Annotated in this window: 18 protein-coding genes and 1 tRNA gene; 12 read left to right on the top strand and 7 right to left on the bottom strand. The window is 64.2% G+C overall.

All coding sequences use genetic code 11. The features are described from left to right. Positions 1 to 33 precede the first annotated feature (33 nt). Positions 34 to 861 carry a response regulator gene (locus tag RBA40_RS19480; RefSeq protein ID WP_306649417.1) on the bottom strand — a complete coding sequence of 276 codons (828 nt, stop codon included), beginning with the start codon at positions 859 to 861 and terminating at the stop codon, positions 34 to 36. A gap of 52 nt (positions 862 to 913) precedes the next feature. On the opposite strand from RBA40_RS19480, the gene RBA40_RS19475 reads away from it, so the two are divergent. The 5 genes from RBA40_RS19475 to RBA40_RS19455 all read left to right on the top strand — a co-directional run bounded on the left by RBA40_RS19475 (position 914) and on the right by RBA40_RS19455 (position 6106). Beyond that, positions 914 to 1063, top strand: coding sequence for a hypothetical protein (locus tag RBA40_RS19475; RefSeq protein WP_306649416.1), 150 nt, complete (start codon positions 914 to 916; stop codon positions 1061 to 1063). Positions 1064 to 1260: 197 nt separating this feature from the next. Next, positions 1261 to 1488 carry a hypothetical protein gene (locus RBA40_RS19470; protein WP_306649415.1) on the top strand — a complete coding sequence of 76 codons (228 nt, stop codon included), beginning with the start codon at positions 1261 to 1263 and terminating at the stop codon, positions 1486 to 1488. A 132-nt stretch (positions 1489 to 1620) separates the two neighbouring features. After that, positions 1621 to 3600, top strand: a complete 1980-nt coding sequence (locus RBA40_RS19465; RefSeq protein ID WP_306649414.1) for a TOL_0244 family TonB-dependent receptor — start codon at positions 1621 to 1623, stop codon at positions 3598 to 3600. A gap of 14 nt (positions 3601 to 3614) precedes the next feature. Continuing rightward, complete coding sequence (locus RBA40_RS19460) at positions 3615 to 4217, top strand: TOL_0243 family YfiR-like periplasmic protein (protein WP_306649413.1); 603 nt, start codon at positions 3615 to 3617, stop codon at positions 4215 to 4217. Continuing rightward, the gene (locus RBA40_RS19455; protein WP_306649440.1) at positions 4217 to 6106 is read left to right on the top strand and encodes a sensor histidine kinase, YfiR-like protein-associated; all 1890 of its coding nucleotides are present in this window, start codon (positions 4217 to 4219) and stop codon (positions 6104 to 6106) included. The genes RBA40_RS19460 and RBA40_RS19455 overlap by 1 nt, the downstream gene beginning before the upstream one ends. 67 nt (positions 6107 to 6173) lie before the next feature. Here RBA40_RS19455 and RBA40_RS19450 read toward each other — a convergent pair whose 3' ends face one another. Together RBA40_RS19450 and RBA40_RS19445 are read right to left on the bottom strand one after the other, a co-directional pair. Further along, positions 6174 to 6713, bottom strand: coding sequence for an FxDxF family PEP-CTERM protein (locus RBA40_RS19450; protein ID WP_306649412.1), 540 nt, complete (start codon positions 6711 to 6713; stop codon positions 6174 to 6176). Between the two features lie 431 nt (positions 6714 to 7144). After that, positions 7145 to 7221, bottom strand: a tRNA-Arg gene (locus tag RBA40_RS19445). A 162-nt stretch (positions 7222 to 7383) separates the two neighbouring features. On the opposite strand from RBA40_RS19445, the gene RBA40_RS19440 reads away from it, so the two are divergent. The 3 genes from RBA40_RS19440 (at position 7384) to RBA40_RS19430 (ending at position 8890) form a co-directional block, all read left to right on the top strand. Continuing rightward, the gene (locus RBA40_RS19440; RefSeq protein ID WP_306649411.1) at positions 7384 to 7731 is read left to right on the top strand and encodes an ArsR/SmtB family transcription factor; all 348 of its coding nucleotides are present in this window, start codon (positions 7384 to 7386) and stop codon (positions 7729 to 7731) included. Continuing rightward, entirely contained in the window at positions 7718 to 8239 is a 522-nt protein-coding gene (locus RBA40_RS19435; protein WP_306649410.1) for an SRPBCC family protein, read from the top strand. Before RBA40_RS19440 ends, RBA40_RS19435 begins: the two co-directional genes overlap by 14 nt. 81 nt (positions 8240 to 8320) lie before the next feature. Beyond that, positions 8321 to 8890, top strand: a complete 570-nt coding sequence (locus RBA40_RS19430; RefSeq protein WP_306649409.1) for a YceI family protein — start codon at positions 8321 to 8323, stop codon at positions 8888 to 8890. On the opposite strand, the gene RBA40_RS19425 is transcribed toward RBA40_RS19430, so the two are convergent. From RBA40_RS19425 to RBA40_RS19415, 3 genes are all read right to left on the bottom strand, one after another. Beyond that, on the bottom strand, positions 8891 to 9949 hold the full coding sequence (locus tag RBA40_RS19425) for an alkene reductase (RefSeq protein ID WP_306649408.1): 1059 nt from the start codon (positions 9947 to 9949) through the stop codon (positions 8891 to 8893). It lies immediately after the preceding gene. Between the two features lie 9 nt (positions 9950 to 9958). Continuing rightward, on the bottom strand, positions 9959 to 10255 hold the full coding sequence (locus RBA40_RS19420) for an ArsR/SmtB family transcription factor (protein WP_099882799.1): 297 nt from the start codon (positions 10253 to 10255) through the stop codon (positions 9959 to 9961). Between the two features lie 87 nt (positions 10256 to 10342). Continuing rightward, positions 10343 to 10705, bottom strand: coding sequence for a DUF1304 domain-containing protein (locus RBA40_RS19415; protein WP_306649407.1), 363 nt, complete (start codon positions 10703 to 10705; stop codon positions 10343 to 10345). A gap of 160 nt (positions 10706 to 10865) precedes the next feature. Between RBA40_RS19415 and RBA40_RS19410 the strand changes: the two genes are divergently transcribed. The 4 genes from RBA40_RS19410 to RBA40_RS19395 all read left to right on the top strand — a co-directional run bounded on the left by RBA40_RS19410 (position 10866) and on the right by RBA40_RS19395 (position 15665). After that, a complete protein-coding gene (locus tag RBA40_RS19410) occupies positions 10866 to 11804 on the top strand; it encodes a hypothetical protein (protein WP_306649406.1) in 939 nt (312 codons plus the stop codon). Further along, complete coding sequence (locus RBA40_RS19405; protein ID WP_306649405.1) at positions 11693 to 14170, top strand: tetratricopeptide repeat protein; 2478 nt, start codon at positions 11693 to 11695, stop codon at positions 14168 to 14170. The genes RBA40_RS19410 and RBA40_RS19405 overlap by 112 nt, the downstream gene beginning before the upstream one ends. A gap of 145 nt (positions 14171 to 14315) precedes the next feature. After that, positions 14316 to 14636 (top strand): quaternary ammonium compound efflux SMR transporter SugE, encoded by a 321-nt coding sequence (gene sugE, locus RBA40_RS19400; protein ID WP_306649404.1) that lies wholly within the window; start codon positions 14316 to 14318, stop codon positions 14634 to 14636. A 96-nt stretch (positions 14637 to 14732) separates the two neighbouring features. Beyond that, complete coding sequence (locus RBA40_RS19395) at positions 14733 to 15665, top strand: 4-hydroxyproline epimerase (RefSeq protein ID WP_306649403.1); 933 nt, start codon at positions 14733 to 14735, stop codon at positions 15663 to 15665. A gap of 19 nt (positions 15666 to 15684) precedes the next feature. On the opposite strand, the gene RBA40_RS19390 is transcribed toward RBA40_RS19395, so the two are convergent. Then, entirely contained in the window at positions 15685 to 16425 is a 741-nt protein-coding gene (locus RBA40_RS19390) for a hypothetical protein (RefSeq protein WP_306649402.1), read from the bottom strand. Positions 16426 to 16552 lie beyond the last annotated feature (127 nt).

Below are 16552 nucleotides of genomic sequence, written 5' to 3'. Positions count from 1 at the left end.
CCGGCGCCGCATCGAACCACACACTTGAACCGATCATACTCCGCTACCGAGCTGCTTGGAAACTGTGGCGAGTGCCGCTTGCAGCTGTTCAAGTTCATAGGGTTTTTGCAGCGACTGGTGGGCGAACTCCACGTGGCGCAGCAGGGCATCGCCGTAACCGGACGCGAAGATGACGTTCAGGCCGCCTTGCAGGCGCAGCGCTTCGCGCGCCATGTCGACCCCGGACATGCCGGGCAGGCTGACGTCGGAGAACAGCACGTTGTAGCTGTTCTGCGCCATCATCGCCAGCGCGTTTTCGGCGTCGCCCACGCCTTCGGCTTCGTGGCCGAAGGCGCGCAGCATCTCGACCACCAGGTATTGCGAGTCCAGATTGTCTTCGACCACCAGGATGCGCAAGCCGTCGGCCGGTGGCGCCACGCTGGCCGGGGGCGCGCTCGGCGCCACCGCGCACAGCACGCCGCCGACCGCGGCGCCATCGCGCACGGGGGTGTAGAACAGGTCGTAGTCGGCGCTTTCCATGGCGCTGTTGCGCAAAAAGCTCAGGCGCTGGCGCTCGAGCCGGACCACGTCGCCGCCGAGCGCGCGTTCGAGCGCCGCCGCGCTGGCCGCGAGCGGGGCGGGCCAGACCGCGGGAACCCGGCCGCCCGGAGCGCGCGGGTGGCGCGGACCGGCCAGGTCGGCGTAGGCGTTATTGAATACCACGATGCGGCGCGGACCCCACAGCAGCAGCATCGGCAGCGGGGTGTTGAGGACGATGTCGACGCACAGGCGCAGGGTACCGGGCCAGGCGAGCGGATCGCCCAGGTCGGTGGTGCTCCAGTCGGCGCTGGCCACTCCGGCGGCGTTACCAGTTTCGTGCATGAGAAGCCTGTTTCATGAAAAATTGACGATGCGAAGTTGTGGAAACGAAAACATGAGCGAATCGTACACCAAACAGGCGAGCATCGGCCTTTTTGCAGGGCTACCTTGGCGAGAGCGCGTCGATCACGTCGCGCCCGGCGTCACCAATCGACCAATCGCGCGGGCCTGGTGGCTGGCTGTGGTGGTCCTTGGGCGCTGTTGAGAAGGGCAGGAATGGTTGATCGGTTCGAGCCTCCAGGCAAAAAAAAGCCCGCTCGGAGAGCGGGCTGAATCTATTTTCTTGGAGGAGAATAGAGGAGACAGATGCAGTATGCTGCACCGCAGAAAATAAATCTAATTGATGTTTGTGATGTCAGTTATCTATTCTATTTATAGCTCATAATAAACAAGGAGTGATTCATGGCAAGTATTGTCAAGCACAGGAAGGTCAATATCGTCGTGCTCGAACAGGATGAAGCCATCGGCGAACACTGCAAGCCGGGCGATATCGCCATCGCGGCGGCGGCCGACGGCTGGTGGACCAGTTTCATCGGCGAGGATGGGGGGATCGACAGTTACGACATTCCCTACCCGAGCTATCAGGAAGCCTTGTGGGCCGCCAAGGCCGCGGCCGAATTCGGCGTCTAGCATGCGCTTTGCGTCGCGCTGGCGCAACTTGTTGTAGGCAAACTGCAACCACCAACAATAAACCAACGGTTGCAAATAGCTGTTAACGTGCGCTGCTTTGTTCATGACAGAAAATGTTCTACGATAGCAAGCATGCGTAAACAGCTATTTCTGATCCAATTCATCGCATGCGCGGGCCTGTTGCATGGCGCCGGCGCGCGTGCAAATGTGGATCAGACGTCCCTGCTCGATTTTTCGCTGGAACAGCTTTCCGATATCGTGGTCAGCTCGGTGTCGCGCCAACCGGCCCGCCTGGCCGATGCGCCGGTGTCGCTGTACGTGATCGCCGGCGCCGACATCGCCCGCGCCGGCGCGCGCAGCCTGCCCGAAGCGCTGCGCCTGGCGCCCAATCTGCAGGTGGCGCGCAGCGATGGCGGCACCTACGCGATCGCCGCGCGCGGCTTTGCCTCCACCATCGAAAACAAGCTGCTGGTGATGATCGACGGGCGCAGCGTGTATTCGCCGCTGTTTTCGGGCGTGTTCTGGGACACCCAGGACGTGGTGATGGAAGACATCGAACGTATCGAAGTCATCAGCGGGCCGGGCGCGACCATCTGGGGCGCCAACGCGGTCAATGGCGTTATCAACATCATCACCCGCAACGCCGCCAACAGCCAGGGCGCGCTGCTGTCGCTCGATGCCGGCCGGCGCGAGCGCGGCGTGACCGCGCGCCAGGGCGGCAAGCTCGACGGCGGCGGCCTGTATCGCGTGTACGCCAAGGCCGCCGATATCGACGACTTCGCGGACGCGCCGGGCGGCGGCCTGGAGCGGCGCCAGGCCGGCTTTCGCAGCGACTGGAAAAGCGGCCTGGGCGCCGCCAGCGTCAGCGCCGATGCGTACCGCAGCAGCTTGCACCGGCGCGGCGGCGGCGAAACGCGCGCGACCGGCGCCAACCTGCTGGGACGGGCCAGCGGCATCCTGACCGACGGCAGCGACTGGCGCATCCAGGCCTCGCTCGACCATACCGAACGGGTCCAGTCCGGCACCGGGTCGCAGCGGCTCGACATGGTCGACCTCGACATGCAGCACGGCATGCGTGTGGGGGCGTCGCACAGCCTGGTCTGGGGCGGCGGCTACCGCCACGCCTGGGACCGGGTCAGCGGCGGCAACTTGCTGGCTTTTTTTCCAGCGGACAAGAATCTGCGCTGGGCGAATGTGTTCGCGCAAGATAAGATACAACTGAGCAGTACTTTGCGGATGAGTATCGGAGTCAAACTGGAACACAACACCTACACCGGCATGGAAAAGCTGCCCAGCATGCGCATGGTCTGGAACGCCAGTCCGACCAGCGTGCTGTGGGCGGCCGCCTCGCGCAGCGTGCGCGCGCCGGCCCGCTTCGACCGCGACCTGTACCTGCGCAGCGCGCGCGGCGGCTACAGCATCGAGGGCGGCCCGGACTTTGTCGCCGAAACGGTGCGCGTGGTGGAAGCCGGTTTTCGCGCCCAGCCGCTGCCCAGCGTCTCGTATTCGCTGACCGTGTTCGTCAGCGATTACGACCGCTTGCGCACCCTGGAGCCGCGCGCCCCTACGCCGGGCGCCCCTACGCCGGGCGCCCCTACGCCGGGCGCCCCTACGCCGGGCGCCCCTATGCCGGGCGTCCCTGCACCGGGCGTCCCTGTACCGGGCGCCCAATTCGCCAACATGGGCGAAGCGAACACGCGCGGGCTGGAGTTCTGGAGCCGCTGGCAGGCCGCGCCGCGCTGGCGCCTGGTGGCCGGCATGGTGCTGCAGGATATCGACGCCGGCCTCGTGCCGGGCAGCCGCGACGTCTCTGCCGCGACCGGCATCGGCACCAACGATCCGGCCAGCTACTGGTCGCTGCGATCGTCGCACGAGCTGTCCGATCAGTGGCAGGCCGAGCTGGCCCTGCGCCGGGTCGGCCAGCTGCCGCAGCCGCTGGTGCCGGCCTATTACGAGCTCGACCTGAGAATGGCCTGGCAGCCGCATCGGAACGTGGAGGTGGCGCTGGCCGGCCACAACCTGCTGCATCGCTCGCACGCCGAATTCGGGCCACCCGCCACGCGCCGCCCGATCGAGCGCGCCGTGTCGCTCCAGCTGAGCGCACGGTTTTGAGCGCGGCACCTCTCATGCCCGGCCGCGCACCTCCTCCGCCGCGCCGCGCACTGTTGCGCGGCATGGCCGCCGGCTTCCTGCTTGCCGTGCTTGCCGTGCCGGGCCTGTCCGGAGCACAGGCGGCCCTGCCGGCGGGCGGCGCCGCGTCACTCGAACGCAGCATCAAGGCCGCTTTCCTGTACAAGTTCCTGGGCTACGCGGAGTTTCCGGCCGCGGCTTTCGCCGATGGCGCCGCGCCGCTGGTGATCGGCGTGACCGGGGCCGACGACCTGGCGGCCGACCTGGCCCGCATCGTGGCCGGTCGCGTGGTGCAGGGGCGGCCGGTAGCGGTGCGCACCTTGCGCGAGCAGGATGCGCCGGCCGGGGTGCATCTGCTGTTCGTCGGCGGCGACGATCCTGTGCGCCTGCGCAATGCGCTGCGCGCGATCGGCGCCGCGCCGACCCTGGTGGTGACCGAATCGCAGCAGGGGCTGCAGCAAGGCAGTGTTATCAATTTCAGGATCGTCGAAGAGCGCGTGCGCTTCGACGTCTCGCTCGAAGCGGCCGACCGGAACAGCGTCAAGCTCAGTTCGCGCCTGCTGACAGTGGCCAATCACGTTCACAAGGGAGCACCGTGATGCAACACGATAGCGGCTCCGTCCGTAGCAAACTCATCCTCATGGCGGTCTCGACCACGTTCGTGGCGCTGCTCTCGGCCTCGATCGCCATGCTGCTGTACGACCTGCGGACGTTCCAGCAATACTGGGTCGACGACCTGATGACCCAGGCCGACATCATCGCCAGCGTCAGCGCGCCGGCGCTCTCGTTCAACGATGCCAGGAGCGCGCAGCAAAACCTGGCCGTGCTCAGGGTGCGCCCGCAGATCCTGTCGGGTGCGGTCTACACCGGCAGCGGCGTGCGTTTTGCCTCCTACACCCAGGGCTCGCTGGAGCCGGCGTATCCGGTCAAGCCGGGCCGGCCCGGCTACACCATCGACCGTGGCGAGCTGGTGGTGTACCACAACATTGTCGACAATGGCGAAGTGCTGGGCACGGTGTACCTGCGCGCGCGTTTCGGCCTGGTCGAGCGCATGCTCAATTACGCGGCGATCCTCGGCATCGTGCTGCTCATTTCGCTGGTGATCGCGGCCCTGGTGGCGTCGCGCCTGCAGCAGGGCATCACGCGTCCGCTGCTGGCGGTGACCAACGTGGCGCGCGAAGTGATGCAGCGGCGCGACTTCAGCCTGCGCGTGCCGGGCAATAACCCGGGTGAAATCGGGGTGCTGGTGGCGGCCTTTAACGACATGCTGGCCGAAATCGGACGCCGCTCGCACGCCCTGCAGGAAGCCAACCTGACCCTGGAGCACGAAATGCAGGTGCGCCACCGGGCCGAGGACGCGCTGCTGGTGGCCGACCGCCGCAAGGATGAGTTCCTGGCGACCCTGGCGCACGAACTGCGCAATCCGCTGGCGCCGATCCGCACCGGACTCGACATCTTGCGCATCCGCAGCGGCGACGCCCAGGCCACCCAGCGCGCCACCGATATCATGGAACGCCAGCTGCGCCAGATGGTCCGGCTGGTCGACGATTTGCTGGACGTGTCGCGCATCAATACCGGCAAGTTCGCCATCAAGATGGGGCGGGTCGAACTCAAGGCGGTGGTCAACGATGCGCTCGAAGTGGTGCGTTCCTACATCGAGCTGCACGGCCACGAGCTGGCCATCGACCTGCCCGACCGGCCGGTGTTCCTGCATGGCGACGCCACGCGGCTGGCGCAGATTTTGTCGAACCTGCTCAATAATGCGGCCAAGTACACCAACCGCGGCGGCCGGGTCAGCCTGACGGCGCGGGTGGAAGAGCGCGACCTGGTGATCCAGGTGGCCGACAACGGCATCGGCATCGCGCCCGACATGCTCAATCACGTGTTCGAAATGTTCGTGCAGGTCGACTCGACCCTGGAGCGCACCAACGCGGGGCTGGGCGTGGGCCTGTCGCTGGCACGCCGCCTGGTCGAACTGCATGGCGGCAGCATCGAAGCGCACAGCGCCGGCATCAACCGCGGCAGCGAATTCGTGGTGCGCCTGCCGATCGTGGTCGAGCCGGAAATGCCGACCAAGACCAGCCCGGCCGCCTTCATGACCTCGGAAACCTACCGGATCCTGCTGGCCGACGACAACGTCGACTTCGTCAACAGCATCGGCGCCTTGCTCTCGGCCATGGGGCACAGCGTGGTGATCACCCACAACGGGCCGGATGCGCTGACGGCGGCGGCGCGCTTTTGCCCCGATTATGCGTTTCTCGATATCGGCCTGCCGCAAATGTCGGGCTATGACCTGGCGCGCGGTATCCGGCGCCTGTCGTGCGGGCAGATGACCTTGCTGATCGCGGTGACCGGCTGGGGCCAGGAAAAGGATCGCCAGCTGGCCTTCGAGGCCGGGTTCGACCATCACATGGTCAAGCCGGTGCGCTTCGAGCAGATCGAGGAAATTCTGAGCAACCGCAGCGTGATCAAGAAAGTGCGCGGGTAGGGCCCCTTGTTCGGCCGAAAAAAAACGGAAGCCGAGGCTTCCGTTTTTTTATGCCGCAAGCAAAAACTTAGGCTTGCTTGGCTGCTTTACGACGACGGGCCAGGAAACCGACCACGCCCAGGCCTGCCAGCATCATGCCGTAGGTTTCTGGTTCTGGTACTGGTGCCAGCATCACGGTGCCGCCGAAGCTGCCGCCGGTGCCCGAAACCATCTTGCCGCTGACCTGCAGGTAGTAGTTACCCAGGCCCAGGCTGTCCGCGCGCAGGCTCCAGATATCCACAGGACCAGTGCTTTCCATGGTGCCGGTGGTGATCAGGGTGCCGTTGTTGCTGAACAGGCTCAGGCCGGTGATATCCAGGCCGGTCGAAGCGTTACGGGTGATCGACGACACGATGGCGTCGAAGTCGTGCTCGACGCGGGTGATCGAGAAACGGAACTTGTCGGCAAAGGTGTTGTTCTGGTTGTTCAGCAGGAACGAGCTGCCGAAGTTGGCAGTGTTGTCCAGCACAGCCAGAGCTTGCGGGTTGTTGGAAATGTCAGCAGCGAAGGCCGCCGTCGAACCGAGTGATGCGGTTGCCAGAACAGCCGCAGCAATCAGGGATTTCATATGTTTCATAGGTGTTACCTCGTAAGAAAAAATCAGCCGTGCAAGACGGCCTGGTTATCAAGAATCGGGGAGCTTAATGCTAGCAAAGGCGCGTTCAAAATCGGCGATACGACGCGACGTGCGCGCAACGCCGCTGCATTCTTGCACCGGCAAATTAATTGCTCCCCTATAAGTCCATTTTTACATTTTCATAGGGGAGCGCGTCCGATTCTAATGCATATTTACAAAGATTACCAAGCCAACGTATTATCTGTAGGTAAATACCTACACTAACACGCGTTTAATTCCTTGGAAGAGGGCGCTTCTTCTTGTAAAACGCCGGAATCCGCTTGGAGGCTAAAGTGTAAGAGAATGTGACACTACAACAAAATGTTGTGTGAAAAGAAAAAAGGCCTGAAGATTTCTCTTCAGGCCTTCAATCTTACGAATAATGGTGCGGCTGGCAGGAATTGAACCCACGACCCCTTGGTTCGTAGCCAAGTACTCTATCCAACTGAGCTACAGCCGCGAAAGACAGGATTATAGCAACGATTTCAGGAATGTCAAAGTTACCGGAGTAAAAAATTTCGACGGCGCTCCGCCTGCCGACGACGGCCCTCACGGGCGGGGCTTGACGGTCGCCTCAATAGCTGATAATTTACCATCAGGTTAATTAACCACCGGGTTTAGTATGGGGCAAGACCATCTCAGCACTACGTTCGCGGCCCTGGCCGATCCGACCCGGCGCGCCATCCTGGCCCGGCTGGCGGATGGGGAAGCCTCGGTGACCGCGCTGGCCGCTCCGTTCCAGATGAGTTTGCCGGCCGTGACCAAGCACCTCAAGGTACTCGAGCGTGCCGGTTTGATCACCCGCGGACGGCAGGCACAATGGCGACCCTGCAAACTCGAGGCGCAACCGCTGCGCGAGGCAGCCGACTGGATGGCGCATTACCGCCAGTTCTGGGAGGGCAGCCTCGACCGGCTCGACGACTATCTCACCAACCTGCAAACAAAGGAGCACCACGATGACCAACCCTGATTCCAGCGGCGATTTCGTACTGACGCGCGTCTTCAACGCGCCGCGCGAACTCGTGTTCAAGACCATGATCGACACCGAACACCTGCAGAAATGGTGGGGGCCGCAGGGTTGCACGATCGAGGTGATCCGCCACGAGCCGCAGCCGGGCGGCGTATTCCATTACTGCATGCGCTTCGCACCGGGCGTGGAAATGTACGGAAAATTCGATTACCGCGAGATCACGCCGCCCGAGCGCCTCATGTTCGTCAACGGCTTTGCCGATGCGCAGGGCCAGCGCATCCATTACGCGATGAGTCCGACGTGGCCGCTGGAAGTGCTCAACACCACGACCTTGACCGAGGCCGACGGCAAAACCACGCTCAGTTTGCACTCGACGCCGGTCAACGCCAGCGCCATCGAAATCGAGACCTTCAAGTCCGGCCATGCCTCCATGCAGCAGGGCTTCGGCGGCATGTACGACGAATACGAAAAATACCTGGCGACGCTTGTCAACGCAGCGCAGGCTTAGCTAACGTTTCCTAACCGCGGTCAGACTTCGGTTAGGAAAGTTTCCGGGATCTCCCGCAACGTGCATCAACCGTTACTCACCATGAAAAAACACCTTCTCTTTTTCCTGCTGGCCGGCGTCACCGGCGCCGCGCTGGCAGCGCCGGTCACTTACAAGATCGATCCGGACCACACGTTCCCCAGCTTCGAGGCCGACCACATGGGCGTGTCCGTCTGGCGCGGGAAATTCAACAGCAACTCGGGCAAGGTCACCCTGGACAAGGCGGCCGGCTACGGCCTGGTCGATATCAGCATCGACCCGGCCAGCATCGACTTCGGCCAGGAGGCACTGAATAAATGGGCAGCCGGCCCGGATCTGTTCGATGTGGCGAAGTTCGGCGCGGCGCGCTACAAAGGCAAGCTGACCGGCTTCAAGGATGGCGCGCCGTCCCAGCTGCAGGGCGAATTGACCTTGCACGGCGTGACCAGGCCGGTCAATCTGCAGATCAAGAGCTTCAAATGCATCCAGCACCCCATGCTCAAACGCGAGATGTGCGGTGCCGATGCCTACGGCAGCTTCAAGCGCGATGAATTCGGCCTGACCGCCGGCAAGGATTACGGCTTCAAGATGGATGTCGACCTGCGCATCCAGGTGGAAGCCGTGGCCGAGTAATTACGCCTGCAGGGCAGGGTAGTCGGTGTAGCCTTCCTCGTTCGAGGCGTAGAACTTGTCGGAGCGGACCGGGTTCAGCGGCGCGTCGAGCTGCAGGCGGCGCGGCAGGTCGGGGTTGGCAATGAACCACTGGCCGAAGGCGACGGCATCGGCTTCGCCCGCGGCCACCAGCTGTCCGGCGCTGTCCTTGGTCAGCTTTTCGTTGGCGATGTACACGCCGCCGAATTCCTGCTTCAGGTAAGGGCCGAGACGGTCCTCGCCCAGGCCTTCGCGCGCGCAGATGAACGCGATGCCGCGTTTACCCAGCTCGCGCGCCACGTAGCCGAAGGTCGCCTTCGGATCGGAGTCGCCCATGTCGTGCGCGTCGCGCCGTGGCGCCAGGTGCATGCCCACTTTACCCGCGCCCCAGACCTCGATGCAGGCGTCGGTCACTTCGAGCATCAGGCGGGCGCGGTTTTCGATTGAGCCGCCGTAGATGTCGGTGCGCTGGTTGGTGCTGTCTTGCAGGAACTGGTCGAGCAGATAGCCGTTGGCCCCGTGCACTTCCACGCCGTCGAAACCGGCCAGTTTGGCATTCTCGGCGCCTTTGCGGTAAGCGGCCACGATGCCCGGGATTTCTTCCAGCTCGAGCGCGCGCGGCACCGGGTAGTCGCGCAAGGGGCGCAGCAGGCTGACATGGCCCTTGGCCGCGATGGCGCTCGGCGCCACCGGCGCGTCGCCGTCGAGCAGCTCAGGGTCGGAAATGCGGCCCACGTGCCACAGTTGCAGCATGATCTTGCCGCCGGCCTTGTGCACGGCGTCGGTCACCAGCTTCCAGCCTTCGACCTGCTCGTCGGACCAGATGCCCGGCGTGTCGGCATAGCCCACGCCCTGCGCGCTGACCGAGGTCGCCTCGCTCAGGATCAGGCCGGCCGAGGCGCGCTGCACGTAATACTCGGCCATGAGCGCGTTCGGCACGCGGCCGCCGCCAATGGCCCGGGCGCGCGTCAGCGGTGCCATGATGATGCGGTTTTGCAGCGTGAGATCGCCAATGGTGATCGGGTCGAATAATGTCGTCATGCTTAACTCCTAAAGTCCCTCGTTCATATGGTCGAGGAAAGCCTTGATGGCTTCCTCGTTACGCTTGTAATAGATCCACTGGCCTACCTTGCGCGAGGTAATCAGCCCGGCGCGCTGCAGCGCTGCCAGATGGGCCGATACGGTCGATTGCGCAAGCCCCGTCCGCGCGTCGATCAGGCCGGCGCACACCCCGACGTCGAGGTTGTGTACCTGATGTGCGAAGTGCACATGCGGTTCCTTGAGCCAGCCAAGAATCTGGCGGCGCATCGGGTTGGCCAATGCCTTGTGAATGGCGTCGATTTGCATATCGGGTTTTTCCGAATCTAATATCGTCATATTACGATATATAAAAAATTCCTGCTTGGCAGGGACTTGAACGAGGGACTGCGGGGCTCAGTGCGACAGATAGACCAGGGCCAGCGCGAGCGCGGCGGGCACGGTCTGGAAGAACAGGATGGTCTTCTTGACCGTCAGCGCGCCCCAAATGCCGGCCACCATGATGCAGGCCAGTCCGTACACCACGAAGGCATGCGCGATCCCGGCATCGGGATGGAGCAGGCCGACCGCCAGCGCCCCTACCAGGAAGCCGTTGTAGCAGCCCTGGTTGGACATGGCGGGCGCCATGATCTCGGCTTTTTCAGCGGTCAGGCCGAACACGCGGCGCCCGCGCGTCTTGAAGAGAACCGTTTCGAGCAGGACGAAGTACACGTGCAACAGCAAAATCAAACCGATCAACACTTTTGCGGCGATGGCCATTGATGGCTCCTTGTTATGGATAGTGGGATAGACAGTGTAACCGCGTGCAAGCTGCGTGGCGAATGGCCGGGCCGGGCGGCAGTGGGAAGAAAGGGTTGTTAACGTTATAATAATGTTCTTCGCATATCTTGCTCTCTCGCTGTCCACTTTTCAGGCTTCCATGACAAAGAACATCATTCCCTTGACGACGTGGGACGGCTACACGCTTTTCTCGCACGCCGGTTTTCGCGAACGCTTTCCCGGTGCCAGCGAGGACGATGCGGATGACGCACCCGGAGACGACAGCGATTTGCCGTGGTTGCTCGTTACCGGCAATGTCAGCATCGGCAAGCAGATGCTGGAGGCGGCCGGGGGCCAGGCCTGGAGCCGCATCGTCATCGACGGCGACCTGCATATCGACGATGGCGGCGGCGACCTGGGATGGGGGGACCCGCTCGGCCAGGTGGGCTTTGTCAGCGGCGACCTGTATGTGGATGCGATCCGGCTCGACGCCATGCAGAGCAACGCGGTCGGCGGCCGGGTCGTGGCCAAATCCGCCTGGATGCTGGCGCAAGACGATTGCGCCATGCGCCGCGCGCCCGCACTGCGCCTCGACACGCAATTCCTGTTCGCCTGGTTTTACCGGATCGACCAGCTCACGCTCAACCCCGACGCGGTCATTTTCATTTTGGGTGACGGCGACTACTGCGCCAACCTCGACCTGCCCAATCCGGTGTTCTCGTGGCACGATGCGGTGCATGTCCTCGACGAGCGCTTCGTCGCCTACGTCGTGCGTGACGGTTCGGACGATTTCTCATGGCATAGCGATTCCATCGTCCCCGCACTGAAGCGCGGCCGGACCATATACAAGGATGGCTACGACATCGCCAGCTACCCATTCCACCAGGCCGCGCAGGCGGCGATGGCTGCGGACGACCATCGGGACGCCTACCTGCTGCATAAAAGATCGGCCTCCATCGCGCGGCCTACTACGAAGCCTGGTTCGGCATGGCGTATGCGCTGCTGCGCGAGGGCGCATGGGAACAGGCGCTGGGCGTGTACCGCAAGGCCGCCGCGCTGTTCCCAAAGGAGCAGACCGGCATGGTCAACACGGCACTGAACCACGCGGCCTTGTGCGCGGTTCACACGCGCCAGCTTGGCCTGGCGATCGAGCTGGCGAGCATGTCGATCGAGCACAATCAGGAATCCGAGTACAGGGAAAGCGAAGCGGGGGAGGCATTTTGCTACCGCGCCGAAGCCTATCTGATGTCGGGCCAGGTCGGTGCCGCCATGGCCGACCTTGAGCAGGCGCTGGAACTCGACCGGCACCTCGAATCGGCGCGCTGGCTGAAGGGCCTGGCGCATTACCAGCGCAATGAACTCGAACAGGCAAACGCCGATCACGCCGCGGCCTGCCGGTACGATGAACGCTACGCCGTGTCCTACGACACCCATGGCGACACCGGTTTCCTGTACTGCGCCGACAAGCGCGTCGACTGGGATCGGATGGACGCTGGCGCCATCGCCTTGCCCGCCAGGGACGAGGCGTACTGGCTCAATTACATGCTGCACGACGAATCGGCCTCGCTCGCAAGGGTGCCGGACGAGTACCGCACCGACGCCTTGTGCCGCGAAGTGGTACGCGCGAGCGGGCCGGATAAACTGGGCTACGCCAGACATCTTCCCGACAGCGCGTTTACGCGCGAGATTGCCGAAACCCTGATCGCGTCGTCGCCCGCTTGGCTGGAGAACATCCCGCCGCGCTTCATCGACAAGGCGCTGGTGTTGCTGGCCCGTCCCGGCACGTCCGGCTTCGCGCTGGCGCATGTACCGGCCCCGGTGGCCGACTTCGACGTTTGTGTCAGGGCGGTGCAGTGCGGCGAGTCGATTGCCAGCGTGCCGCCGCGGCATGTGAACAAGGCCCTGTGCATGGCGTGCGTGACTGCCCATGCGCGCCGGCTGGAAGAAGTGCCGCCGGAACTGATCGACGACGACCTGATCGCGGCCGCCATCGCCCACGGCGACGACTACGGATTCGACAACTGGCTGCCGGGCATGTACAAGACGCGCGCCTTGCTGGAACTGGCGGTCGGCCGGTACAAGTGCGCACTCGACGCGATACCCGGCTACCGTGTCGATGCCGCGCGGTTCGCGTATGCCGAACAACGCTACGGCCAGGATGCCGACTGGCCCGCAATCGTCGCGCGTCACGACTGCGGCGCCATCGAACGCGATCCGCGCGCCAAGTGCGTGACCGAGTGCTGGAGCGTGTTCTGGACCGAACCCTTCATGCTGGCGCAGATCGCCAGGGAAGACGAGTATCTCGCGCCGTACGAGATCCCCGACGCCAGCTTCACGCAGGCGGTGGCCGAGGCATGCTTCAAGCGCCATCCGGTCTATTTCTACTGCATTCCCAAGCGCTTCGTGACCCAGGCCATGAGCGACACGGCCAGCCAGATCGACCCGGACCAGATCGAGCATATTCCGGTCGCGCAGCGCAGCAAGGCGATTTGCACACGCGCCATCAAGGAAGACGCGGCAAAGAACCTGGCGCTGGTGCCGCTCGCGCTGCGCAGCGTCAAGGCGTGCGTCGCCGCGCTGCTGGACGATGGCGACCAGCGCCTGGTGCCGGGTGCGATCTATTACGAGGTGTTCGATACCCTGATCGCCAAGCACCGCAAGCAGTTCGACCTGGGCTGGCTGTACCTGAACCGGGCCGAGGGCGCTATGCGCGCCACGCCGCGCCGGATCGGGCTGGCCATGGAGGATTGCCAGTTCGTGCTCGACGCCCACGCCAATGAGGAGGTGGACGAGGACGACCTTGCGCACGCCCGGCACGCGCTGGCGCTGTGCCATTATCTGCGCGGCGACATGGCGCTGGCGGCGTTGTGGCCGCAAACGCCCGAACAGTGGGCGAACGACGAGATGCAGCATTTTGCGGAGCCGCTTGAACCGGTCGATTTCGACAGCCACCGCTTCGACGGCCTGATGGAAGACCTGGACACGCTGGTGCAGCGGCGCGACTATCGCAACGCCATGGCGCAGGTGGACGAGGCGGAGCGGATGCTGGCGCAGGCAGGCTGCGGCGACGCCGTCAAATGGGCGCACGTGCTCGATAAAAAACGCTTCGTGTCGCTTGAACTTGGCCTGCTGGACGTGAACGAAGCGGCCTGCCGCGCCGCCATCGCGCGCCTGGAGCCGGAAACGCTGTGGTGCTATCTTCCCGAACACGACGTGATCCGCCATACCCTGCGCTCGTGCTACTTGCGCCTGGGGACCATGCGCGAGCGCGATGGCCTGCCGCTCGCCGAACTGGAAGCCGACCTGGCCCTGATCGACAAGGCGCTGGCGCTGGCCGGCCCTGCGCAAGACGCGGGCGTGCCCGATCCGTTCAGGGAAGGGCATGCGGCGCTGCTCGGCATCCTGGCGGCGCAACAGCCTTCGTACAAGGCCGCATACCGGCGCGCCGCCGCTTTGCTGGTGTGATTCGCATACCGGTCAATAGCGGCGTCGGCCGCCTGCACGTATTGCCGCGGCCGATGGTATACTTCAGCCACCTTTTCTCCGGCGGGGACGACCCCGCCGCACACGGAGCCAGGCATGGACGACCTTGCCAATCTAGGAGGCTGTCATGGCATGGATCTATCTGTTCGTCGCCGGGTTGCTTGAAGTCGGCTGGGCCGTCGGGCTGAAATACACCCACGGTTTTACCCGTCTCGTTCCTTCCGTATTGACGCTGGCCGCGATGTCCGGCAGCGTCGGTTTGCTCGGACTGGCATTGCGCCACCTGCCGCTGGGGACCGCGTACGCCGTCTGGACCGGCATCGGCACGGTCGGCACTGCCATTTTCGGCATGCTGGTGCTGGGTGAACCTGCGGGCGCCATGCGGCTGGCCTGCATCGCCCTGATCGTGGCCGGCATTCTGGGATTGAAGCTGCTCGCGCCGGGCTGACACGGCGCCGGGACCAGCGCCCGATTGTGCCAATTTCGTCGCACCATGCCCTTGAGTATGCAAGACAATTGCGCTATCCGGGCGTATGCTGGAAGCATGAAGACCATTTCCATCATCGACTCCCATACCGGCGGCGAACCGACGCGCCTGATCATCGACGGCGGCCCCGATCTGGGCGGCGGGCCACTGGCCGAACGGCGCGAGCGCTTCCGGCGCGACTTCGACCATGTGCGTTCGGCCGTCGTCTGCGAGCCGCGCGGCTCCGATGTACTGGTCGGCGCGCTGCTGTGCGAACCGTTCGCGCCCGACTGCGCCGCCGGCATCATCTTCTTTAACAATGTCTCCTACCTCGGCATGTGCGGCCACGGCATGATCGGGGTGGTGGTCTCGCTCGCGTTCATGGGCCGCATCGGACCCGGGCGGCACCGCATCGATACGCCGGTCGGCGTGGTCGAAGCCGAGCTGCACGACGACGGCGCGGTCACCATCGATAACGTGGCGTCCTACCGCACGCGGCACGCGGTGACGGTGCAGGTGGACGGCGTGGGCGCCGTGACGGGCGACGTGGCGTGGGGCGGCAACTGGTTCTTCCTGGTTTCCGGCCATGGCCTGGCGCTGCGGCGCGCCAACGTCGACGCCCTGACCGCGTACGCGGTGGCGCTGCGCGATGCGCTCGAGGCGCACGGCATCACCGGCGACGACGGCGCCGTGATCGACCATATCGAACTGTTCGCGGCGTCAAGCACGGGCGCCGACAGCCAGAGTTTCGTCCTCTGTCCCGGCAAGGCCTACGACCGCTCGCCCTGCGGCACTGGTACCAGCGCCAAGCTGGCCTGTCTGGCGGCCGACGGCAAACTGGCCGAACACGCGCAATGGCGCCAGGAGAGCATCATCGGCAGCGTGTTCGACGCCTCGTACCGCCGCGACGGCGAACGCATCATGCCCAGCATCCGCGGCAAGGCCTGGGTCAACGCCCGGGCGCAGCTGATTTTCGACGAGAGCGACCCGTTTGTGTGGGGCATTCCCTGAGCTGCGCCGGGCGCGGGCGCTACGACAAGGACTCGACCGGGCCGATGTCGGTCTGCACGTTGAACACCGACGTGCGCCGGATCGTGCCCTGGATGGTGCCGCTGGTTTTCGGCAGCGCCGACGCGGCGTCGGCAAACCAGAAGTAGTGGCCGTTGACGCGGTCGGGGAAGTTGGCGCCAAAGTAGCCCTGCACGGCAATCGGTGCGGTAAATGACATCGATTCGTCCGACATCGTGCCCACCATCGATACTCTACGCTTGCTGTGCGCCGGTACCGTGACCGTCACCGTGGACGACGACGAGCGCGAGGTGCTTTGCGTCGACGACTGGCCGACCGTGGTCGACACCGAAAACGACGCGCCGGTCTTGAACACGCCTTCGATGGTGAACTCCGCCGACAGCGTCAGCCCGGTGGTCGTTTCGGACGACCAGCTGGTCGCGTCGGACCACGCGCCTTCCACCGTCAGACTCACTTGCGCCGCATCGTCGCCGTTGTTGATCGCGTAATTGCTGCCGACGATGGCCGATGTCGGCGGCGCGCTCGGATTGGTCACGTAGTTGAATGGCCCGAGGGTCTTGTAGCACGGGTGCCCGTACTGCGCCGTGATGGCCGGGGTCACCGCGTTGTAATAGGTCTCGCTGTTGACGCTGATGCCGTCCGGGTTCTTGCCGTAGGCGGTCTCGAAGTAGGCCCTGACTGCCGACGGACTGGAATCGAGGTAAGTCAGGTCATTGAAGGACAACGCTTCCTGCACTGGCATGATGATCTCCATTGGGTTGACTGATCGCCCAGGAACATCCGGGCGGGATGACCGCCGGACGCTGCGCCTGGCGACCATCCCACCTTAGCCCTCCGAAAAGAGCGTAAGCTCACACATTGTCACCCCC

The organism is Massilia pseudoviolaceinigra (assembly GCF_030846505.1).
GTDB lineage: Bacteria > Pseudomonadota > Gammaproteobacteria > Burkholderiales > Burkholderiaceae_D > Telluria_A > Telluria_A violaceinigra.
Note: the sequence above shows the minus strand (reverse complement) of the source record. Positions and strands in the feature narration are given on the sequence as shown.